Genomic DNA, 21,089 nt, shown 5'->3' with positions numbered 1-21,089 from the left:
ATGCGTAATGATGTAGAGAGCGAAACCAATTGAACTTTTATTAATAGCAACTCTCTTCATTCCTAACCGAGGAGAGTTGCTGTATGTAAAAGGAAGGGGCGTTTCTTTTGAGAAAAATTGGCATCATTGGCGGTACATTTGATCCGCCTCACTATGGACATTTGCTAATTGCAAATGAAGTATATCACGCTTTGAACTTGGAAGAAGTATGGTTCTTGCCAAACCAGATTCCGCCACATAAACAAGGGCGGAATATTACAAGTGTAGAAAGTCGTTTACATATGTTAGAGCTCGCGACTGAGGCAGAAGAGCACTTTTCTATTTGTTTAGAAGAGCTAAGTAGGAAGGGCCCATCTTATACGTATGACACTATGTTACAATTGACGAAGAAGTATCCGGATGTGCAGTTTCACTTTATTATTGGTGGGGATATGGTTGAGTATTTACCGAAGTGGTATAACATTGAAGCTTTACTTAATCTTGTAACGTTTGTTGGAGTTGCAAGACCTGGGTATACATTGCATACACCATATAAGATTACTACAGTGGAAATTCCGGAATTTGCAGTTTCTTCATCCTTATTACGTGAGAGATATAAGGAGAAGAAAACGTGTAAATATTTACTTCCCGAAAAAGTACAGGTATATATCGAGAGGAATGGGTTGTATGAATCGTGAGAATGCACTGCATATTGTCAAACAACAAATGCATGAAAAACGTTATATACACACAATTGGTGTAATGGAGACAGCGATTGAGCTTGCTAAGTTATACGGTGTGGACGAAAAAAAAGCAGAGATGGCAGCTATATTCCATGATTATGCGAAATGTAGAGCGATTTCAGAGATGGAAGAGATTATTAAACGTGAAGATTTGCCGAAAGATTTACTTTGCTATAACAAAGAGTTATGGCATGCACCTGTTGGGGCATACTTAGTAGAAAAAGAAGTAGGCATTACGGATTCTGAAATTTTGCAAGCTATTACATATCATACAAGTGGTCATGAGAATATGACGATGTTAGATAAAGTGATTTATGTAGCTGATTACATTGAACCTGGGCGAAAGTTTCCAGGAGTGGAAGAGGCTCGTAAACTCGCATATACGGATATAAATCAAGCTTTATTATTTGCGTTAAAGAGAACAATTCAATTTTTAATGGAAAAAGATCAGACGATTTATCCATTAACATTCCAAACATACAATGCAGTTATCAAGGAGGAAATGAGTAAATGAACGATAAAGATTTATTAGTATTAGCGGCAAAAGCAGCTGATGATAAGAGAGCAGAAGATATGGTTGTCCTAAATATGCAAGGTATTTCACCAATTGCAGATTATTTCATTATTTGTCACGGGAATTCAGACAAACAAGTGCAAGCAATTGCACGTGAAATTAAATCAAAAGCACATGAGTTCCAAATCGACGTACAACGTATGGAAGGGTTTGACGAAGCACGTTGGGTATTAGTTGATCTTGGAGATGTAGTTGCTCATGTATTCCATAAAGATGAGCGTAATCACTATAATTTAGAGCGTCTATGGGGCGATGTGCCACGTGAAGATATTACAGAAGAGTTAGGCCAATGAAATACGAACAATTTGCATTGTTGTACGACGAACTAATGAATGATGTCCCTTATGATAAATGGGTGGAATTTACAGAGGAAAGTTTACAGCAGGCAGATATGAAAGAGGCAAAAATTCTTGATGTAGCATGCGGTACGGGTAATGTAACCCTGCCGCTTGTGCAAAAGGGTTACGATTTAATAGGTGTCGATCTTTCAGAAGAAATGTTAACAGTCGCTCAGCAAAAACTAGGAGGAGAGGGATACTTTATTCCTTTTTATCAACAAGACATGCGAGAGCTTGATGTTCCAGGTGAGTTTGATTGTGTAACCATCTTTTGTGATTCATTAAATTATGTATTGCAAGAAGATGGAGTACAAGAAACATTTAGAAGAGTATTTCACCATTTACGTCAAGATGGTTTGTTTTTATTTGATGTACATTCTTTATATAAAATACATCATGTATTTCAAAATGAAACGTATACAGTGAATGGAGAAGAAATATCTCTTATTTGGAATTGCTTCCCTGGTGAAGAATCAAATAGTGTAGAGCATGATTTAACATTCTTTGTTCAAGATCCGGAAGAAGATGTGTACCATCGGTTTGACGAATGTCACGTGCAACGTGCATATCAAGTGGCAGAGTTAACGAAATGGCTTGAAGAAGCAGGTTTTACAGTGCTTCGTGTAACAGGTGATTTTGAGCGACTTGAAGTTACAGAACAAACAGAGCGTATTTTCTTCATGGCGAAGAAAAACGGATAAAACAAAAGCAACCGAGAAGGTTGCTTTTGTTTTATAAAGAAGATGTATTTTTAGTTCTAGCATAATCTGAAGATCGTATGAGTAAAGTGCGGGAATAGTAGTTGAAGTGAAAATGTATTGTAAAAAAGTAAGTATTTATAAAAAGGATTTGGAATGAAAATGACGTATTTATTATGTGTGTTTATTGAATTGCTGATCAACGCATTCTAAATCTTCATCAAATTTTTCATGTGTTCGCTCGATTAACTTATGGAACATATCTCCAACGTGCTCTTCTAAAACCCGAATGCCTTCCCCAGTAACGCCGCCTTTCACGCAAACCTTTTCTTGTAAGGTAGGTAATGTGAAGATTTCTTTTTCAAGTAATTTCCCCATCCCCACGACCATTTCACTTACTAAAGTAGTAGCCTCTTCGTGTGTAATATTTGTTTTATCTACAGCAGCGTTAATGAAGCATTGTAGTAAATAACTAAAGAAAGCAGGACCGCAACTTGCTATATCAGATGAAACGCGCGTTATATCTTCTTCTATTACAAGAGGTGTAGAAATGTTTTTGAATAGACGAAGTAGTTTTTGTTGCCATTCTTCAGAGCAATTATCTCCAAATGTAAATAGTGAGGCGCCAGAGAGCGCGCGATTTGTGATACTTGGAATGATACGCGCGACGTGGCAAGGTACGAGAGTCTCTAATTGTGATGGAGATATTGGACTTGTAATAGAAACTAAGCACGTTTCATCAGAAAAATGTTCAGCGTATTTTTTTAGGATAGGGTATATATCTATCGGCTTGACACAAATAAAAATAAGTTGTGATTGTTCGATTACTTCCGGGATTGTTTTTGCTATATGAACAGAAGGGTATTTTTCTTTTATATGATATGCTTTTGCAGGCGTCCGATTAATGATTGTAAGGCACGAAGGTTTGACAGCACGGGTTTCTAAAAATGCATCGATTAGTATATTCCCCATGTTTCCTGTCCCTATAATTCCTATGTTCAAAGTTTCATCCCTCCTTCGTAACAGCTTTCTCCTAAACAATATGAATGATGTTATAAATTTATGATTAGAGGTGTAAAATGATGTGGGATTTTCCGAAAAAGTGGTTAGGTTTAGTAGCTATTATTGGAACTTTACTTTTTCTTGTTTTTTGGAAAACGAATCAGAGTGTAGAACGAACGCCTATTACAATGAATGTACAAGAGAAGGAAATCGAAAAAAAGGGTAAACCGAAAATATCGGATACAAAGGAACAGAAAAGAACAATTATAATTGATGTGAAAGGAGCGGTTAGTAAAGAAGGGGTATATGAAATGAAGGAAGGAGATCGCGTAAAGGATGCGGTTCAAAAGGCTGGTGGTTTTTTATCAGAAGTAGATATGAAAAAAGTGAATTTAGCACAAATTGTACAAGATCAAATGCTTCTTTATATACCGAGTAAAAATGAATCAGAACAAGGGGTGCTTACTTCTTCTAAGGAAGATGGCAAGATTCGAATAAATACAGCGGCGAAAGAACAACTAGAAAAAATTACAGGGATTGGCTCTCGAAAGGCAGAAAGTATTTTGAAATATCGAGAAGAACATGGTCCGTTTCAGAAAATAGAAGATTTATTAGAGATTGATGGGATTGGTGCGAAGTCTCTTGAAAAGATAAAAGATCAAATTATTATTCCGTAAAAGATTGACGAAGTTTTTCTTCTTTCGCTACACTACAAGTAGACAAAAAAGTAGGTGAAAAATATGGAACGAATTTCATGGGATCAATATTTTATGACGCAAAGCCATCTACTATCTTTGCGTAGTACATGTACAAGGCTTGCGGTAGGAGCGACAATCGTTCGCGATAAACGAATTATTGCTGGTGGATATAATGGTTCAATTAAAGGTGGCGTACATTGTATAGATGATGGTTGTTACGTAATCGATAATCATTGTGTTCGGACAATTCATGCCGAAATGAATGCTTTATTACAATGTGCCAAGTTTGGTGCGAAAACAGAGGAAGCAGAAATTTACGTTACGCATTTCCCTTGTTTACAATGTTGTAAGGCAATTATTCAAAGTGGTATTACAGCGGTTTATTATGCGCAGGATTATAAAAATCATCCATACGCCATAGAGTTATTTGAACAAGCGAATGTAACAGTGAAACACGTTCCGCTAGAATATGATATTGCTGCATTAGAGGATCAAAAACGTTATACAGAGTTGAAAGAATTATTTGCGTCTTTAGAAAAAGATAATTTATCAATAGAAGAATTACGGCATGTATTCACGAAAGCAAAAATGATGCTATAAGGAGTGAGTATAAGTTGCAAGAACAATGGGGGTATGTTGCAATCTCGTTTATAATAGGGGTTGCAATTGCCTTTTCATCGTCACTTTTATTGATAGTTTTTTGCCTCTTTTTAAATGTTTTCTTTTGTTTATATCGCACTTCGCGTAAAACCTTCATTTTTTGTATTGTAGCGTGCTTTAGTAGCGTTATATATACTTCCTATGTTCAAGTATGGAATAAGCCTCTAGGGAAGCCCTATGCAGTTACAAGAGGGGTTATACAAAACACACCGCTTGTTAATGGGGATCGCCTATCTTTTCAATTTGAAGATCAGAATAAAAATATAGTGCAGTTAAGTTATAGAATCAAATCAGTCTTGGAAAAGAAAAAAATGCAACAATTATACGCAGGGATATCATGTGTATTCGAGGGTGAGAGGAAAGAACCGGAAACAGCTCGGAATTTTCATGGTTTTAATTACCGTGATTATTTATACAAACAACATATTCATTTCACATTTGAGGCTACATATATTTCTGAATGCTATAAAACATCACTGTCGCTCACGCAATGGATTCTTCTTTTGAGGCAACAAGCAATCTCGAAAGTTACAGAAATGTTTCCAGAGCAATCAGGTGCTTTTATGAATGCATTAATATTTGGTGATAGACAACAAATGACGTTTGAAGTGGAAGAGCAATATCAACAATTTGGTCTTGTACATTTGTTAGCAATTTCAGGTTCGCACATTGTATTGTTGATGGTAATAGTATATTTTATTTTGCTAAGAAGCGGTGTGACAAGGGAGGTAGCAACAATTTGCCTTATCGTTTGTATTCCTTTGTATATGGTTTTAGCAGGGGCGTCACCCTCTGTTATAAGAGCTTCTATAACAGGAGTTTTGATGTTGATTGCTTTTATGTGCTCGATTCGTTTGTCTAGTTTAGATGCTTTAAGTGTAACAGCTATATGCATGCTTATATATGACCCTTATCTTGTTTTTAATATTGGATTTCAGTTTTCTTTTGTAGGTAGCTTCGCTTTACTTTTGTCTGCTCCGTTATTGTTAGGGAGTAGCAACGGAGTAATCCAGAATTCTATTTATATTTCTATCATTTCACAGCTCGTTAGTACTCCGATTTTGTTATATCACTTTGGTTATTTTTCTCCATATAGCATTCTCCTCAATCTCTTATACGTTCCGTTTTTATCTATCATTGTATTACCATGTAGCATTATTATTTTACTGTGTATGCCAATTGTCCCGTTTCTCGCAAAAGGATTTGCCGATGTATTATCAATAGGCTTGAGTATGTCTAATGATTTTCTAAGTTATTGTGAAAGTTTACCATTTACCCAGCTTATCTTCGGGGAAACGCCCCTCAATCTTGTAGCTGTATATTGCGCGAGTATTGTCAGCATATTGATGGTTTGGGAACGGAGAGCGCCGAAAAAAATAGTTTGTATAGTTGCAAGTGTATTTCTTTTTATTAGCACATGTCATTATATATATCCATATTTTAGAGGAAGCGGAAGCGGAAGTGTAACATTTATTGATGTTGGACAAGGTGATGCAATATTAATTCGCCTTCCGTATGATAAAGGGATTTATCTTATTGATACAGGTGGAACGCTTCGTGTGAATAAGGAAGAATGGCAACAAAAAAAGCATGAATTTTCTGTTGGGAATGATGTTTTAATACCCTTTTTACAAAAAGAAGGTATTAAAACAATTGATAAATTAATCGTAACGCATGGAGATGCAGATCATATAGGTGCTGCACAAGAATTATTATCATATATACCTGTAAAAGAAGTGGTATTTGGCCGAAAGGGAAAAGATGCAGTATTAGAAAAAGTAATCAAGAAACAGGCATTAGAAAAGGAAATGAAAATAACTGAAGTGGGGGAAGGGGCGAGTTGGAGTGTAAATGAAGCGGAATTTTTCGTTTTAGCTCCAAAAGGAAAAGAAAAAAGCGAAAATAACGCTTCAATTGTAATATGGGAAAAATTTGGAGGGTTGAAGTGGCTATTTACAGGCGATTTGGAAGAAGAAGGGGAAAAGATTTTAGTAGAGGCATATCCAGATTTACAAGTGGATGTTTTAAAAGTTGCTCATCATGGGAGTAATACGTCATCTATAGAGCCTTTTTTGAACGTCATGCAGCCTCGTGTAGCGATTATATCTGTTGGTAAGCAGAATAGGTATGGACACCCGCATAAAGAAGTGATAGAGCGTTTTGAGAAGATGGGGAGTGCGATATGGCGCACGGACAAGCAAGGTGCTATTTCCTATGTTTTTAAAGGGGAAAATGGAACCTTTAAAAGTAAAATCACATATGATAAAACACATAATAGATGAAAAAGAGAAGACTGCCATGAAGTGGCAGTCTTTAAGAACCGATAAATTTAATAACAGTTGCAATGATGAAAAGTGTTGCGAAAAAACCAAATGAGACGATAAATCCTACCCCTGAATCAATAGCGTCATTGCGTTTACTTTGAACGTTTTGTTCAAAATCATTCATTTAGAATCCCTCCCCAACATTCCACTTTAGTATAAAATATTGTCAGAAAAAAATCTACAATTTCCATATGAAGAGAAAACGAGCTTTTTTGCTACTTTTAAATCATGAAGTAATGTGAGTTTTTCGTTTCCAAGCATGTTAACAGTTGGCACTTATACTCAAATTTTTATTGCGAATAATAAAGGGAAGGTGATTACCGCACACCAATAAGAAACCCGGGGCTTATTGCGTGGCGTTTAATATAAATAAAGGGACGGGTTATAAAGCCTGTTCCTTTGTACTTGTAAAACAAAAGCTAGGGCATTAGTATAAATATATATTGCCAAGTTAGGGAGTAGGAAAAAGTATGAGTGATATACATAAAAAAATTAAAAAGAAACAGTTTGCTCCGTTATATTTACTATATGGAACGGAAGCTTTTTTTATAAATGAAACGATAAAGCTTATTACGACAGAAGCACTTGAAGAAGAAGATCGAGAGTTTAATGTTGTGACATACGATTTAGAAGAAGCGTATTTAGAAGATGTGGTTGAGGATGCGCGTACGCTTCCTTTCTTCGGAGAACGGAAAGTACTGTTAATAAAATCACCGTTATTTTTGACTTCGCAAAAAGAAAAGTTAGAGCAAAATATAAAAATTTTAGAAGAATACATTGGTGAACCTTCTCCATTTTCTATTCTTGTTTTTGTTGCGCCTTACGAAAAACTTGATGAGCGAAAAAAAATTACAAAACTATTAAAGAAAACAGCAGATGTAGTAGAAGCAAATGCGATGCAAATACAGGATGTTCAGAAATGGATTGTTGCTCGTGCAGATGAAGTGCATGTGCATATTGATAACGCGGCTGTTAGTTTGTTGCTAGAGCTTGTGGGAAGTAATGTAACAATGTTGGCGAAGGAAATGGACAAGTTAACGTTATACGTTGGTATGGGTGGAGAGATTACGACGAAACTTGTTGCAGAGCTTGTGCCAAAATCCGTTGAGCAAAATGTATTCGCTTTGACAGAAAAAGTGGTGAAAAAAGATATTGCAGGTGCAATGCAAATTTTGGATGGATTATTTACGCAGCAGGAAGAGCCGATTAAATTGCTTGCGTTATTAGTGAGTCAATTCCGCTTGTTGTATCAAGTGAAAGAGCTACAGCAACGTGGTTATGGACAAAATCAAATTGCGTCTCATATTGGTGTACATCCGTATCGCGTGAAGTTGGCAATGAATCAAACGAAGTTTTTCTCTTTTGAAGAATTAAAAAAAGTGATTATAGAATTAGCGGAAGCTGATTATAGTATGAAGACGGGAAAGATGGATAAGAAACTTGTGCTCGAGTTTTTCTTAATGCGATTAAATCATATGTGATGACACAAAAAAGTTCATGTACTAAGTACATGAACTTTTTTGTATATAAAAAAACGATCCAAATGGATCGTTTTTTAAACGCCTTACGCGTTTACTTGTTTCGCTAAGCGAGATTTTTGACGAGCTGCAGCGTTTTGGTGGATAAGACCTTTACGAGCTGCTTTGTCAAGTTTTTTAGAAGCAGTTTTGAAAGCTTCTTTAGCATTTTCAAGATCGTTATTAGTAACTAAAGCTTCTACAGTTTTAACAGCAGAACGCATGTCAGACTTGATAGAAGCGTTATGTGCACGACGCTCTTCGCTAAGTTTAGCGCGTTTGATAGCAGATTTGATGTTTGCCATACTTTTCACCTCCCTGGTGCAATCGAATGACTCGATTCTTACATAGAACAAGTGATATTCTATCAAACGGTGAAGAGAATTGCAATAGTATATCCATGAAATTTCACGTAAAGGAAAGAATGACCTTATATAACTTTGGGAAATCTAACGATATTTACTATGAATTACGGAGGAGATACGATGAAAGAACCATTAGATTTAAGTAAATATAGCATTAGAACTGACCTTGCTGTAGAAGCTCATCAAATGTTGCAAGAAAGCCAAGAAGAACAAAAAGGGATACAGGGAGTTATTGTAAAAGAGAGAGAAGAAGAGGGGACTATAATTACAAAAGTAACAATTGATGAAGCTGCCTCTGAAGCGATGGGGAAAAAACCTGGAAATTATTTAACGCTTGAAGTACAAGGGATACGTCAGCAAGATACAGAACTTCAACAAAAAGTGGAGCGTATTTTTGCAAAAGAATTTTCTTGTTTCTTAGAAGAGGTTGGAGTTACAAAAGAAGCAAGCTGTTTAATTGTAGGTCTTGGGAATTGGAATGTAACACCAGATGCTCTTGGACCGATAGTTGTAGAAAATGTATTAGTAACGAGACATTTGTTTCAATTACAGCCTGAAAGTGTAGAAGAAGGGTTTAGGCCTGTTAGTGCAATTCGGCCGGGGGTAATGGGAATTACAGGGATCGAAACGAGCGATGTTATTTATGGGATTATTGAGAAGACGAACCCGGACTTTGTAATTGCAATTGATGCATTAGCTGCCCGTTCTATTGAACGAGTAAATAGCACGATACAAATTTCTGATACTGGAATCCATCCTGGATCGGGGGTTGGGAATAAACGTAAAGAACTAAGTAAAGACACATTGGGTATCCCTGTTATCGCAATTGGTGTTCCGACTGTGGTCGATGCTGTTTCGATTACAAGTGATACGATTGATTTTATTTTGAAACATTTCGGCCGAGAGATGAAAGAAGGAAATAAACCTTCACGATCTTTGTTACCAGCGGGATTTTCATTTGGAGAAAAGAAAAAATTAACAGAAGAAGATATGCCGGATGAAAAGAGCAGAAATATGTTTTTAGGTGCTGTTGGTACGTTGGAAGAAGAAGAAAAAAGAAGGCTGATTTATGAAGTGCTATCTCCTCTTGGTCATAATTTAATGGTAACCCCAAAAGAAGTAGATACTTTTATTGAGGATATGGCGAATGTAATAGCGAGTGGTTTAAATGCGGCGCTGCATCATCAAATTGATCAAGATAATACGGGAGCATATACACATTGAGGGGAACAGATGATTATCGTTTGAGTCGCTTTACGCTTTTGTGTATATGTAGTGTGGCTTTATGTTTACTTATGATGATAGCAGGAGTGGCACTTGCTAATCATGGTTTGAAAAGTATGAAAGGTTATCAGCAATTGTCATATGAACAAATAGCTCATATGACAGGGACAGAAAGTACAGGTGCTGAATCAGAAATTTTGGGTAGCTCGTTTTCGGCCTCAGAAAAACAACAACAGTTAGAACGTTTAAGAAGTTTTAATGTTGTAGAAGGAATTGGGATGGCAGTAGCAAGTGTAGCTTATGAAATGACGAAGTTCGGAACGGATATCGTTGTTGGGAAAATAAAAGGAATTTTTAGCTAAGAGTAACATGGGAGGCGGTTGTTTTACTGGTTTGTAAGACAGCCGTTTTAAAATTTGAAAAGGGTTTGTCTCTTATGGTTTATTCGCATAAGATATAGATAGAATGATTTGTATCGTAAGCAGCACGAGTTTTCATTGAATCTTTGTTGCTCTATTGATATAATCAGTGCTAGTGTATATTGGCGAGACTATTAGGAGTTGAGAATATAGATGAATAAAGAAGAAAGAGCAAAAAGACAGTCCAAAATCCGTAATTTCTCTATTATTGCTCATATTGACCACGGAAAATCAACGTTAGCAGACCGTATTTTAGAGAAAACAAACGCGTTAACACAACGTGAAATGAAAGCTCAGTTGCTTGACTCTATGGATTTAGAGCGTGAGCGTGGTATTACAATCAAATTAAACGCAGTACAATTAAACTATAAAGCAAAAGATGGTGAAGAGTATATTCTTCATTTAATTGATACACCAGGACACGTCGACTTTACGTACGAAGTATCTCGTAGTTTAGCGGCTTGTGAAGGCGCGATTCTTGTAGTAGATGCAGCGCAAGGTATTGAAGCGCAAACGTTAGCAAACGTATACTTAGCGCTTGATAATAATTTAGAAATTTTACCAGTTATTAATAAAATCGACTTACCGAGTGCGGATCCAGAACGTGTACGTCAAGAGGTAGAAGATGTAATTGGTTTAGATGCATCAGAAGCGGTACTTGCTTCTGCGAAAGCTGGAATTGGTATTGAAGAAATTTTAGAACAAATTGTTGAAAAAGTACCAGCTCCGGCGGGTGATTCAGAAGAGCCGTTACAATGTATGATTTTCGACTCTTTATATGATCCATACCGCGGTGTAATTGCTTATATCCGTGTTGTAAATGGAACAGTAAAAGTTGGCGATAAAGTACGTATGATGGCAACGGGTAAAGAATTTGAAGTAACAGAAGTAGGTGTATTTACACCGAAAACTACGCAACGTGACGAGTTAACGGTAGGTGATGTAGGTTTCTTAGCAGCATCGATTAAAAATGTTGGTGACACACGCGTTGGTGATACGATTACACATGCGAAACGTCCAGCTGCAGAGCCGTTAGCAGGTTACCGTAAGTTAAACCCGATGGTATTCTGTGGTCTGTATCCAATTGACTCTGCTCGTTATAACGATTTACGTGATGCATTAGAAAAATTAGAGTTAAACGATTCTGCCCTTGAGTTTGAACCAGAAACATCTCAAGCGCTAGGATTTGGTTTCCGTTGTGGTTTCTTAGGACTTCTTCACATGGAAATCATTCAAGAACGTATTGAACGTGAATTTAAGATTGACTTAATTACAACAGCGCCAAGCGTTATTTATAAAGTTTATTTAACTAACGGTGAAGATGTTATTGTTGATAACCCATCTAATATGCCAGATCCACAGTCTATCGATCGTGTAGAAGAGCCGTTTGTGAAGGCTTCAATTATGGTTCCGAATGACTATGTTGGAGCTGTAATGGAGATTTGCCAAGGTAAACGTGGAACGTTTATTGATATGCAATATTTAGATGAAACGCGTGTTACATTAACATATGAAATCCCGTTATCAGAAATCGTATATGACTTCTTTGATCAATTGAAATCAAATACGAAAGGGTATGCATCATTTGACTACGAGTTAATTGGCTATAAACCATCTAAACTTGTGAAAATGGATATTCTTTTAAATAATGAACAAGTGGATGCTTTATCATTTATCGTACACCGTGATTCAGCGTATGACCGTGGTAAAGTAATCGTAGAGAAATTAAAAGAATTAATTCCGAGACAACAGTTCGAAGTGCCAATTCAGGCGACTATCGGAAATAAAGTTGTAGCACGTTCTACAATTAAAGCGATGCGTAAAAACGTACTTGCAAAATGTTACGGCGGTGACATTTCTCGTAAGCGTAAACTTCTTGATAAGCAAAAAGAAGGTAAAAAACGTATGAAGTCTGTTGGCTCTGTAGAAGTACCGCAAGAGGCATTCATGGCTGTACTGAAAATGGATGACAACTAATATTTGAAATAAAAAAGAAGTCGTTTGTGCGGCTTCTTTTTTCTGTATAATTACTTTTTAGACATCTGAGCAGCTCTCATTTACAATAATGAGAGAGCTTTTTAGTTCATATAGAGTTAGGAGATTGTTAATGTCCGAAAATATTCGAAAAGATATTCAAGATAAAATACAAAATGGTAATTTTAATTGTGAAAAGGAATTGACGCTTTCTATTATTAGTGGAAAGTGGAAAGTTGTGATACTGTGGCATCTTGGTGTGGAAGGGCCGCATCGTTTCAGTGAATTACAACGGTTATTCCCAAGCATTTCTCATAAAGTTTTGTCGAACCAATTAAAAGAGTTAATGGAAGATGGGATTGTTGATCGGACAGTATATCCCGAAATTCCTCCTCGCGTTGAGTATTATATGACGGAACTAGGCATGTCACTTTTACCGATCGTTGAAATGATGTATGATTGGGGAAAAATGCGAATGGAACAAATTCGTAATACGTTAGAGAAGTAGAGAACCCTCCGGAGTGCGGAGGTTTTCTTTTTAGAAAGGTAGGAGTTATATTTGGTACAAGCTGCATACATTCATATTCCGTTTTGTCAGCACATTTGTCACTATTGTGATTTTAATAAAGTGTTTATTGAACGCCAACCGGTTGATCAATATTTAGATTATTTAGAGAAGGAAATAATAAATACGGTTCAAAAAGTTCCATTTGATAGTATGAAAACGATTTTTGTGGGTGGGGGAACTCCGACAGCGTTAAATATGGAACAGACAAAAAAATTACTCGAGATTATTAATCGTCATTTGCGTCCGTTCGCCCCGAATTGTGAATTAACATTTGAAGCGAATCCAGGAGATCTACCGAAAGAGAAGCTAAATGTACTGCTAGAAGGTGGAGTAAATCGAATTAGTTTTGGTGTGCAAACGTTCCGTGATGAACTTCTTGAGAAGATCGGGCGCAAGCATACGAGGGAAGATGCATTCCTCGCGATTCGAGAGGCACAGGAAGTAGGCTTTAAAAATATTAATGTAGATATTATTTATGCTTTGCCAGGACAGACGATAGAAGATGTAAAAGAAACATTAGATATTGCTTTTACGCTTGGTGTACAACATTTCTCGGCATATTCATTAATTGTGGAGCCAAAAACAGTGTTTTATAACTTAATGAACAAAGGGAAATTACGTCTTCCGGGTGAAGACCATGAAGCGAAAATGTATGAAATAGTAATGGATGAAATGGAGAAACACGGTTATAACCAGTATGAAATTAGTAATTTCTCAAAAGGTGACAATAAAAGTAGACATAATCTCACATACTGGAATAATGAAGAGTATTATGGATTTGGAGCTGGAGCTCATAGTTATGTGAACGGAGAACGTATTCAAAATGTTGGTCCCCTGAAGCAATATTTTAATAAAATTGATGAAACAGGATTTCCGTATTTAGATGTTCACAAAGTGACGGAGAAAGAAAGAATGGAAGAAGAGCTGTTCTTAGGGCTTCGAAAAACAAAAGGTGTTTCTAAAACGGCGTTCCGCAATAAATTTAATGTAGAGATGGATCAAGTTTTCGCGAAGCAGTTACAAAGCAACCAAGAGCAGGGATTGCTTGAAGAGGAAGATGGACATGTGCGTTTAACGCGAAAAGGAAAATTATTAGGGAATGAAGTATTCCAATCATTTTTGATTGACTAATTAAATGTTCTATAGGCGTGAAAAAGTTTCATTATTTCGTGACGTTTCCGTTGACAATTGAATGTCAATTTTGGTAAGTTATTAATAGATTTAGCACTCGAAGACAAAGAGTGCTAACAGAGGTGATGATGAGATGCTTACGGAACGTCAGCTCTTAATTTTACAAACAATTATTGATGACTTTATTGGATCAGCGCAGCCCGTTGGGTCTAGAACGTTGGCTAAAAAAGATGAAATCACATTTAGTTCAGCTACTATTCGAAATGAAATGGCGGACTTAGAAGAATTAGGCTTTATTGAAAAAACGCACAGTTCTTCTGGACGTGTTCCTTCTGAGAAAGGCTACCGATTTTATGTAGACCATCTTTTAGCGCCGCAAAACTTACCGAACGCTGAAATTGTACAAATTAAAGATTTATTTGCTGAAAGAATTTTTGAAGCGGAAAAAATTGCACAGCAATCTGCTCAAATTTTATCAGAACTTACGAATTATACGGCAATTGTTCTTGGACCGAAGTTAAGTACAAATAAACTTAAAAATGTACAAATTGTGCCGCTTGATCGTCAAACTGCAGTCGCTATTATTGTAACCGATACAGGGCATGTACAAAGTAAAACGATTACCGTTCCGGAATCTGTTGATTTATCAGATTTAGAAAAAATGGTTAATATTTTAAATGAAAAGCTATCTGGCGTACCGATGGAAGAACTTCATAATAAAATCTTTAAGGAAATTGTTACAGTTTTACGTGGGTATGTTCATAATTACGATAGTGCAATAAAAATGTTGGATGGTACATTTCAAGTTCCGTTATCGGAAAAGATATACTTTGGAGGAAAAGCAAATATGCTTTCGCAGCCAGAGTTCCATGACATTCAAAAGGTTAGATCTTTACTTACCATGATTGATAATGAAGCCAAATTTTATGACATTTTGCGTCATAAACAAGTCGGGATTCAAGTGAAAATTGGTAGGGAAAACTCTTCGACGGCTATGGAGGATTGTAGTTTAATTTCTGCAACATATTCGATCGGCGAAGAGCAACTTGGAACAATTGCTATTTTAGGTCCTACGAGAATGCAATACTCTCGTGTAATTAGTTTGTTACAGTTATTTACGAGACAATTTACTGATGGGCTTAAAAAGTAAATGAGAGTAATACATTCGCTCAAGTGATGAAATTTTCATTGCTGTGTGTAATATATAATGCTTAGGTAATCATGCTATGCATGATACCTAATACCTTTTAAGGAGGTGAATATTGTGGAAGAGCGTAACGAACAAGTGGTAGAAGAAGTAAAAGAAGCGCAAGTTGAAGAAGCTGTCACGCCAGAAAACAGTGAAGAAACTGTAGAAGAAAAAAGTGAGGCTGCTCTTTTACAAGAAAAAGTAGATGAGTTACAAGCGAAACTAACGGAAACAGAAGGTCGCACATTACGTCTACAAGCTGATTTTGAAAATTATAAGCGCCGTGTCCAAATGGATAAACAGGCTGCTGAAAAATATAGAGCACAAAGTCTAGTTTCAGACATCTTGCCAGCTCTTGATAATTTTGAAAGAGCAATGCAAGTGGAAGCGACTGATGAGCAAACGAAATCCTTGTTACAAGGTATGGAAATGGTGCATCGTCAATTGTTAGAAGCGCTGACTAAAGAAGGTGTGGAAGTGATTGAAGCTGTTGGTAAACAGTTTGATCCTAATGAACACCAAGCTATTATGCAAGTGGAAGATAGTGAATTTGAATCAAACGCGGTTGTGGAAGAATTCCAAAAAGGTTATAAATTAAAAGACCGTGTGATTCGCCCATCAATGGTAAAAGTAAATCAATAATTTACATAAAACTAGGAGGATTCGCCATGAGTAAAATTATCGGTATTGACTTAGGTACAACAAACTCTTGTGTAGCTGTTATGGAAGGTGGAGAACCAAAGGTTATCCCAAATCCAGAAGGGAACCGTACAACACCTTCTGTTGTAGCTTTCAAAAATGAAGAACGTCAAGTTGGGGAAGTTGCAAAGCGCCAAGCAATTACAAACCCAAATACAATCATGTCTGTTAAACGTCATATGGGTACAGACTACAAAGTAGAAGTTGAAGGTAAAGATTATACACCTCAAGAAATTTCTGCCATCATTTTACAAAACTTAAAAGCTTCTGCTGAAGCATACTTAGGTGAAACAGTAACGAAAGCTGTTATTACAGTACCTGCATACTTCAACGATGCAGAGCGTCAAGCAACGAAAGATGCTGGTCGTATCGCTGGTTTAGAAGTTGAGCGTATCATTAACGAGCCAACAGCAGCAGCACTTGCTTACGGTTTAGAAAAACAAGACGAAGAACAAAAAATCTTAGTATATGACTTAGGTGGCGGTACATTTGACGTATCTATCCTTGAGTTAGCAGACGGCACATTCGAAGTTATTTCAACTGCTGGTGACAACCGTCTTGGTGGCGATGACTTTGACCAAGTTATCATCGATCACTTAGTAGCTGAGTTCAAAAAAGAAAATAACATTGATTTAAGCCAAGATAAAATGGCGCTTCAACGCTTGAAAGATGCAGCTGAAAAAGCGAAAAAAGATCTTTCTGGTGTAACACAAACTCAAATTTCATTACCATTCATTAGTGCTGGAGCTGCTGGTCCATTACACTTAGAATTAACGTTAACAAGAGCGAAATTCGAAGAGCTTTCAGCAGGTCTTGTTGAAAGAACATTAGAGCCAACTCGTCGTGCATTAAAAGACGCTGGTTTTGCTCCAAGCGAATTAGATAAAGTTATTCTTGTTGGTGGATCTACTCGTATCCCAGCTGTACAAGAAGCTATTAAACGTGAAACTGGTAAAGAGCCATATAAAGGTGTAAACCCTGATGAAGTTGTAGCATTAGGTGCTGCAGTTCAAGGTGGCGTACTTACTGGAGATGTAGAAGGCGTTCTATTATTAGACGTAACTCCACTTTCTTTAGGTATTGAAACTATGGGTGGCGTGTTCACGAAATTAATTGAGCGTAACACTACAATTCCAACAAGTAAGTCACAAGTATTCTCGACAGCTGCTGATAATCAACCAGCAGTAGACATTCACGTATTACAAGGTGAGCGTCCAATGTCAGCTGACAACAAAACGTTAGGTCGTTTCCAATTAACTGACCTTCCGCCAGCACCACGTGGTATTCCACAAATCGAAGTAACATTCGATATTGATGCGAACGGTATCGTTAACGTACGTGCGAAAGACTTAGGAACAAGCAAAGAGCAAGCTATTACAATCCAATCTTCTTCAGGTCTTTCTGATGAAGAAGTAGAACGTATGGTACAAGAAGCGGAAGCAAATGCTGACGCTGACCAAAAACGTAAGGAAGAAGTTGAACTTCGTAACGAAGCTGACCAACTTGTATTCCAAACAGACAAAGTTGTAAAAGATTTAGAAGGTAAAGTAGATGCAGCTGAAGTTGCAAAAGCAACAGAAGCGAAAGAAGCATTACAAGCTGCAATTGAGAAAAACGAGCTTGAAGAAATTCGTGCGAAAAAAGATGCTTTACAAGAAATCGTACAACAATTAACTGTTAAATTATACGAGCAAGCTCAAGCAGCTGCTGGTCAAGCAGAAGGTGCGCAAGGTGCACAAGACGCTGGCGCGAAGAAAGACAATGTAGTTGACGCTGAGTTTGAAGAAGTAAAAAAAGACAAGTAATTCAACTGTAAACATAATAAGTAAGATGACAAAAAGTCAAAGTCAAGCGTGCCTTGACTTTGGCTTTTTTCACGAATGAGAAGCGATGTGTGAGGATCTTAAGTTTTTCGCTTTGCATACTGTAAGTGAGGAAACTTTGTTGCAAAGCACTTTCTTTCGGTGTTAAAATTACGTTTATGTGAAAGATTCGGGGGTTGTAAATTTATGAGTAAACGAGACTATTATGAGGTCCTTGGACTTAGCAAGGGCGCTTCAACAGATGAAATAAAAAAAGCGTATCGTCGTTTGGCTAAAAAATACCATCCAGACGTAAGCAAAGAAGAAAATGCAATTGAAAAGTTTAAAGAAGTACAAGAAGCATATGAAGTGTTAAGTGATGATCAAAAGCGTGCGCAGTACGATCAATTTGGTCATGCTGGTGCAAATCAAGGATTCGGTGGATTTGGCGGCGGAGGAGACTTCGGCGGTGGCTTCGGTTTTGAAGATATATTTAGTTCTTTCTTTGGCGGTGGCGGCGGCAGACGTCGTGATCCAAATGCTCCGCGCCAAGGTGCTGACTTACAATATCAAGTCACTTTAGATTTTGAAGAAGCTATTTTTGGTAAGGAATTAAATGTGGAAATTCCAGTAGAAGATCCATGTGATACTTGTAAAGGTAGTGGAGCAAAACCAGGAACTTCAAAAGAAACATGTAAACATTGTTCAGGTTCTGGTCAAGTGAGTGTTGAACAAAACACACCGTTTGGTCGTATCGTAAACCGTCAAGCTTGTGGTCATTGTTCAGGAACTGGACAAATTATTAAAGAAAAATGTACGACATGTCACGGTTCAGGTAAAGTTCGTAAACGTAAAAAAATCAATGTTAAAATTCCAGCGGGTATCGATAATGGTCAACAAATTCGAGTGTCTGGAAAAGGTGAAGCCGGCGTAAATGGCGGACCAGCAGGAGACTTATATGTTGTCGTTCATGTAAGAAATCATGAATTCTTCGAGCGTGAAGGAGATCACATTATTTGCGAAATGCCATTAACATTTGCGCAAATGGCGCTTGGTGATGAAGTGGAAGTTCCTACTGTTCATGGTAAAGTGAAGCTGAAAATTCCAGCAGGAACACAAACTGGAACAGAATTCCGCTTAAAAGGAAAAGGTGCTCCGAATGTACGTGGATACGGCCAAGGAGATCAATATGTAGTCGTTCGTGTTGTTGTACCGACGAAATTGACTTCACAGCAAAAAGATTTATTACGTGAATTTGCAGGACAAGAAGAGCAGGATGATAGTTTATTCGGAAAGCTTAAACGTGCTTTCAAAGGGGAATAATGGAAATAAAAAATGGAGTTGGTAAATTGTGAAATGGTCAGAAATTAGTATTCATACAACAGAAGAAGCAGTAGAAGCTGTCTCTCATATTTTACATGAAGCTGGTGCTAGTGGAGTTGCGATTGAGGATCCAGCGGAGTTAACGAAAGAGCGCGAGCAACAATATGGTGAAATTTATGCATTGAACCCAGATGAATATCCGGCGGAAGGTGTATTAATAAAAGCGTATTTCCCGCAAACGGATTCTTTACATGAAACGATTGCAGGTGTAAAATCATCTATTGATGTGCTTCCATCTTACGACATCGAAATTGGTACTGGAAATATTACCGTTAACGAAGTCAATGAAGAAGATTGGGCTACTGCTTGGAAAAAATATTACCATCCAGTACAAATTTCTGATACATTCACAATCGTACCGACTTGGGAAGAATATACACCATCTTCTCCTGATGAAAAAATCATTGAATTAGACCCGGGTATGGCGTTTGGTACAGGAACTCATCCAACAACAACGATGTGTATCCGTGCTTTAGAAAAAACAGTACAGCCAGGTGACAACATTATTGATGTAGGAACAGGTTCTGGTGTACTTAGTATTGCAGCAGCAAAATTAGGTGCGTCTTCTGTTCAAGCGTATGATTTAGATCCGGTTGCGGTTGAAAGTGCAGAAATGAATGTACGTTTAAATAAAACAGATGATATCGTGTCTGTTGGACAAAATAGTCTTTTAGAAGGTATTGAAGGTCCAGTTGATTTAATCGTAGCTAACTTATTAGCAGAAATTATTCTATTATTCCCTGAAGATGCAGCAAGAGTTGTGAAGTCAGGTGGATTATTTATTACATCGGGCATTATTGCTGCGAAGGAAAAAGTAATTTCTGAGGCGCTAGAAAAAGCTGGATTTACAATTGAAGAAGTGTTACGAATGGAAGATTGGGTAGCAATTATTGCACGAAATGCGTAATATAGATTTTAGTCTATAATGAAAAGGGGAGTCTCTCACTATAAGGTGAGGGACTTGCCGTTTGTTATATGAAAAATGATAACGTTTCGTTCTTTTCGTAAGTGTTGACTTACGAAAGGAACGAAACTCTACTAAGGTGATTATATGCAACGTTATTTTGTAGAAGAGAAATATGTAAATGAGACAAGTATTCGCATTGTAGGTGATGACGTACATCATATCGCAAGAGTGATGCGTATGTCAGCTGGTGATCATATTTATTGCTGTGTAAATGGAAAAACAGCAGTATGTTCAATTGATGAAATTACCAGTGAATTTATTAATACGGCTATTGTAGAATGGGTAGAGGCGTCAAGTGAACTTCCTGTTTTCGTGACGATTGCAAGTGGACTGCCAAAAGGAGACAAGCTAGAGTTAATTTTTCAAAAAGGAACTGAGCTTGGGGCAGCTGCATTCTTACCATTTCAAGCATCTCGCTCTATCGTAAAATGGGATGCGAAAAAAGCTGATAAAAAAGTTGAGCGTTTAAGAAAAATTGTGAAAGAAGCTGCGGAACAATCACATAGAAGTGAAATTCCAGAAGTACATGCTCCGGCATCATTTAAGCAATTGCTTTCAATGAGTGGAGAGTATGATGCTTGTCTTGTTGCTTACGAAGAGGAAGCAAAACAAGGCGAGAAATCTAATTTTGCGAAAGCTTTAACGACAATGAAACCAGGTCAAAAGCTATTGATTGTATTTGGCCCAGAAGGCGGTTTAGCTGAGGAAGAGATTACAGCGCTTCGTGAACATAAATTTGTACCATGTAGTTTAGGACCAAGAATTTTAAGAACAGAAACGGCGCCGTTATACGCGTTAAGTGCTGCTTCGTATCATTTTGAATTGATGGGGTGAT

General features: G+C 37.2%; 22 protein-coding genes. 19 read left to right on the top strand and 3 right to left on the bottom strand.

Annotated elements, in window-relative coordinates:
* Positions 1 to 107: 107 nt before the first annotated feature.
* From nadD to V6946_RS23040, 4 genes are read left to right on the top strand one after another with little or no spacing between them, the layout of a single operon-like run.
* Positions 108 to 677 (top strand): nicotinate-nucleotide adenylyltransferase, encoded by a 570-nt coding sequence (nadD, locus tag V6946_RS23055; RefSeq protein WP_001226048.1) that lies wholly within the window; start codon positions 108 to 110, stop codon positions 675 to 677.
* Positions 667 to 1,236, top strand: a complete 570-nt coding sequence (gene yqeK, locus V6946_RS23050) for a bis(5'-nucleosyl)-tetraphosphatase (symmetrical) YqeK (protein ID WP_001078477.1) — start codon at positions 667 to 669, stop codon at positions 1,234 to 1,236. Before nadD ends, yqeK begins: the two co-directional genes overlap by 11 nt.
* A complete protein-coding gene (gene rsfS / locus V6946_RS23045) occupies positions 1,233 to 1,589 on the top strand; it encodes a ribosome silencing factor (protein WP_000998173.1) in 357 nt (118 codons plus the stop codon). The genes yqeK and rsfS overlap by 4 nt, the downstream gene beginning before the upstream one ends.
* The gene (locus V6946_RS23040) at positions 1,586 to 2,335 is read left to right on the top strand and encodes a class I SAM-dependent methyltransferase (RefSeq protein WP_366981368.1); all 750 of its coding nucleotides are present in this window, start codon (positions 1,586 to 1,588) and stop codon (positions 2,333 to 2,335) included. Before rsfS ends, V6946_RS23040 begins: the two co-directional genes overlap by 4 nt.
* A gap of 171 nt (positions 2,336 to 2,506) precedes the next feature.
* Here V6946_RS23040 and comER read toward each other — a convergent pair whose 3' ends face one another.
* Positions 2,507 to 3,334, bottom strand: coding sequence for a late competence protein ComER (gene comER, locus V6946_RS23035; RefSeq protein ID WP_001020554.1), 828 nt, complete (start codon positions 3,332 to 3,334; stop codon positions 2,507 to 2,509).
* A 77-nt stretch (positions 3,335 to 3,411) separates the two neighbouring features.
* Here comER and V6946_RS23030 point away from each other — a divergent pair, with 77 nt between their 5' ends.
* The 3 genes from V6946_RS23030 to V6946_RS23020 all read left to right on the top strand — a co-directional run bounded on the left by V6946_RS23030 (position 3,412) and on the right by V6946_RS23020 (position 6,974).
* Entirely contained in the window at positions 3,412 to 4,011 is a 600-nt protein-coding gene (locus V6946_RS23030) for a helix-hairpin-helix domain-containing protein (protein WP_000989937.1), read from the top strand.
* 63 nt (positions 4,012 to 4,074) lie between these two features.
* Positions 4,075 to 4,632 carry a ComE operon protein 2 gene (locus V6946_RS23025; RefSeq protein ID WP_366981683.1) on the top strand — a complete coding sequence of 186 codons (558 nt, stop codon included), beginning with the start codon at positions 4,075 to 4,077 and terminating at the stop codon, positions 4,630 to 4,632.
* Positions 4,633 to 4,646: 14 nt separating this feature from the next.
* Positions 4,647 to 6,974, top strand: a complete 2,328-nt coding sequence (locus V6946_RS23020; RefSeq protein ID WP_406622126.1) for a DNA internalization-related competence protein ComEC/Rec2 — start codon at positions 4,647 to 4,649, stop codon at positions 6,972 to 6,974.
* 31 nt (positions 6,975 to 7,005) lie between these two features.
* Here V6946_RS23020 and V6946_RS23015 read toward each other — a convergent pair whose 3' ends face one another.
* Positions 7,006 to 7,140, bottom strand: coding sequence for a YqzM family protein (locus tag V6946_RS23015; RefSeq protein WP_000997609.1), 135 nt, complete (start codon positions 7,138 to 7,140; stop codon positions 7,006 to 7,008).
* Between the two features lie 346 nt (positions 7,141 to 7,486).
* Between V6946_RS23015 and holA the strand changes: the two genes are divergently transcribed.
* A complete protein-coding gene (gene holA / locus V6946_RS23010; RefSeq protein WP_001279916.1) occupies positions 7,487 to 8,497 on the top strand; it encodes a DNA polymerase III subunit delta in 1,011 nt (336 codons plus the stop codon).
* 83 nt (positions 8,498 to 8,580) lie between these two features.
* Here holA and rpsT read toward each other — a convergent pair whose 3' ends face one another.
* On the bottom strand, positions 8,581 to 8,838 hold the full coding sequence (rpsT, locus tag V6946_RS23005) for a 30S ribosomal protein S20 (protein ID WP_001274011.1): 258 nt from the start codon (positions 8,836 to 8,838) through the stop codon (positions 8,581 to 8,583).
* Between the two features lie 180 nt (positions 8,839 to 9,018).
* Between rpsT and gpr the strand changes: the two genes are divergently transcribed.
* The 11 genes from gpr (at position 9,019) to V6946_RS22950 (ending at position 21,088) form a co-directional block, all read left to right on the top strand.
* A complete protein-coding gene (gene gpr / locus V6946_RS23000; protein WP_000662616.1) occupies positions 9,019 to 10,122 on the top strand; it encodes a GPR endopeptidase in 1,104 nt (367 codons plus the stop codon).
* Positions 10,119 to 10,484: a YqxA family protein gene (locus V6946_RS22995; RefSeq protein WP_001215037.1), complete on the top strand. Its 366-nt coding sequence runs from the start codon at positions 10,119 to 10,121 to the stop codon at positions 10,482 to 10,484. The genes gpr and V6946_RS22995 overlap by 4 nt, the downstream gene beginning before the upstream one ends.
* Before the next feature lie 210 nt (positions 10,485 to 10,694).
* On the top strand, positions 10,695 to 12,518 hold the full coding sequence (gene lepA / locus V6946_RS22990; RefSeq protein WP_001030949.1) for an elongation factor 4: 1,824 nt from the start codon (positions 10,695 to 10,697) through the stop codon (positions 12,516 to 12,518).
* A 130-nt stretch (positions 12,519 to 12,648) separates the two neighbouring features.
* Positions 12,649 to 13,023 (top strand): helix-turn-helix domain-containing protein, encoded by a 375-nt coding sequence (locus V6946_RS22985; RefSeq protein ID WP_001293539.1) that lies wholly within the window; start codon positions 12,649 to 12,651, stop codon positions 13,021 to 13,023.
* Between the two features lie 51 nt (positions 13,024 to 13,074).
* The gene (gene hemW, locus V6946_RS22980; RefSeq protein WP_000249433.1) at positions 13,075 to 14,214 is read left to right on the top strand and encodes a radical SAM family heme chaperone HemW; all 1,140 of its coding nucleotides are present in this window, start codon (positions 13,075 to 13,077) and stop codon (positions 14,212 to 14,214) included.
* A gap of 133 nt (positions 14,215 to 14,347) precedes the next feature.
* A complete protein-coding gene (gene hrcA, locus V6946_RS22975) occupies positions 14,348 to 15,364 on the top strand; it encodes a heat-inducible transcriptional repressor HrcA (protein WP_366981685.1) in 1,017 nt (338 codons plus the stop codon).
* A gap of 114 nt (positions 15,365 to 15,478) precedes the next feature.
* Positions 15,479 to 16,045 (top strand): nucleotide exchange factor GrpE, encoded by a 567-nt coding sequence (grpE, locus tag V6946_RS22970; protein WP_000392711.1) that lies wholly within the window; start codon positions 15,479 to 15,481, stop codon positions 16,043 to 16,045.
* A 26-nt stretch (positions 16,046 to 16,071) separates the two neighbouring features.
* Entirely contained in the window at positions 16,072 to 17,907 is a 1,836-nt protein-coding gene (gene dnaK / locus V6946_RS22965) for a chaperone protein DnaK (RefSeq protein ID WP_366981686.1), read from the top strand.
* Positions 17,908 to 18,111: 204 nt separating this feature from the next.
* Positions 18,112 to 19,227, top strand: coding sequence for a chaperone protein DnaJ (gene dnaJ, locus V6946_RS22960; protein WP_000043947.1), 1,116 nt, complete (start codon positions 18,112 to 18,114; stop codon positions 19,225 to 19,227).
* A gap of 28 nt (positions 19,228 to 19,255) precedes the next feature.
* Positions 19,256 to 20,194, top strand: coding sequence for a 50S ribosomal protein L11 methyltransferase (gene prmA, locus V6946_RS22955; RefSeq protein WP_000872101.1), 939 nt, complete (start codon positions 19,256 to 19,258; stop codon positions 20,192 to 20,194).
* 144 nt (positions 20,195 to 20,338) lie between these two features.
* Positions 20,339 to 21,088, top strand: coding sequence for a 16S rRNA (uracil(1498)-N(3))-methyltransferase (locus V6946_RS22950; protein WP_001190154.1), 750 nt, complete (start codon positions 20,339 to 20,341; stop codon positions 21,086 to 21,088).
* Position 21,089: the final 1 nt, after the last annotated feature.

It is taken from the genome of Bacillus sp. PPSBB_2, assembly GCF_045291115.1.
GTDB classification, from domain to species: Bacteria; Bacillota; Bacilli; order Bacillales; family Bacillaceae_G; genus Bacillus_A; species Bacillus_A cereus.
Note: the sequence above shows the minus strand (reverse complement) of the source record. Positions and strands in the feature narration are given on the sequence as shown.

Coding starts and splice junctions, on each gene's coding strand:
- yqeK (WP_001078477.1), top strand. CDS start 667: ATGAATCGTGAGAATGCACTGCATATTGTCAAACAACAAATGCATGAA.
- rsfS (WP_000998173.1), top strand. CDS start 1,233: ATGAACGATAAAGATTTATTAGTATTAGCGGCAAAAGCAGCTGATGAT.
- V6946_RS23040 (WP_366981368.1), top strand. CDS start 1,586: ATGAAATACGAACAATTTGCATTGTTGTACGACGAACTAATGAATGAT.
- V6946_RS23030 (WP_000989937.1), top strand. CDS start 3,412: ATGATGTGGGATTTTCCGAAAAAGTGGTTAGGTTTAGTAGCTATTATT.
- V6946_RS23025 (WP_366981683.1), top strand. CDS start 4,075: ATGGAACGAATTTCATGGGATCAATATTTTATGACGCAAAGCCATCTA.
- V6946_RS23015 (WP_000997609.1), bottom strand. CDS start 7,140: ATGAATGATTTTGAACAAAACGTTCAAAGTAAACGCAATGACGCTATT.
- holA (WP_001279916.1), top strand. CDS start 7,487: ATGAGTGATATACATAAAAAAATTAAAAAGAAACAGTTTGCTCCGTTA.
- rpsT (WP_001274011.1), bottom strand. CDS start 8,838: ATGGCAAACATCAAATCTGCTATCAAACGCGCTAAACTTAGCGAAGAG.
- gpr (WP_000662616.1), top strand. CDS start 9,019: ATGAAAGAACCATTAGATTTAAGTAAATATAGCATTAGAACTGACCTT.
- lepA (WP_001030949.1), top strand. CDS start 10,695: ATGAATAAAGAAGAAAGAGCAAAAAGACAGTCCAAAATCCGTAATTTC.
- V6946_RS22985 (WP_001293539.1), top strand. CDS start 12,649: ATGTCCGAAAATATTCGAAAAGATATTCAAGATAAAATACAAAATGGT.
- hrcA (WP_366981685.1), top strand. CDS start 14,348: ATGCTTACGGAACGTCAGCTCTTAATTTTACAAACAATTATTGATGAC.
- dnaK (WP_366981686.1), top strand. CDS start 16,072: ATGAGTAAAATTATCGGTATTGACTTAGGTACAACAAACTCTTGTGTA.
- dnaJ (WP_000043947.1), top strand. CDS start 18,112: ATGAGTAAACGAGACTATTATGAGGTCCTTGGACTTAGCAAGGGCGCT.
- V6946_RS22950 (WP_001190154.1), top strand. CDS start 20,339: ATGCAACGTTATTTTGTAGAAGAGAAATATGTAAATGAGACAAGTATT.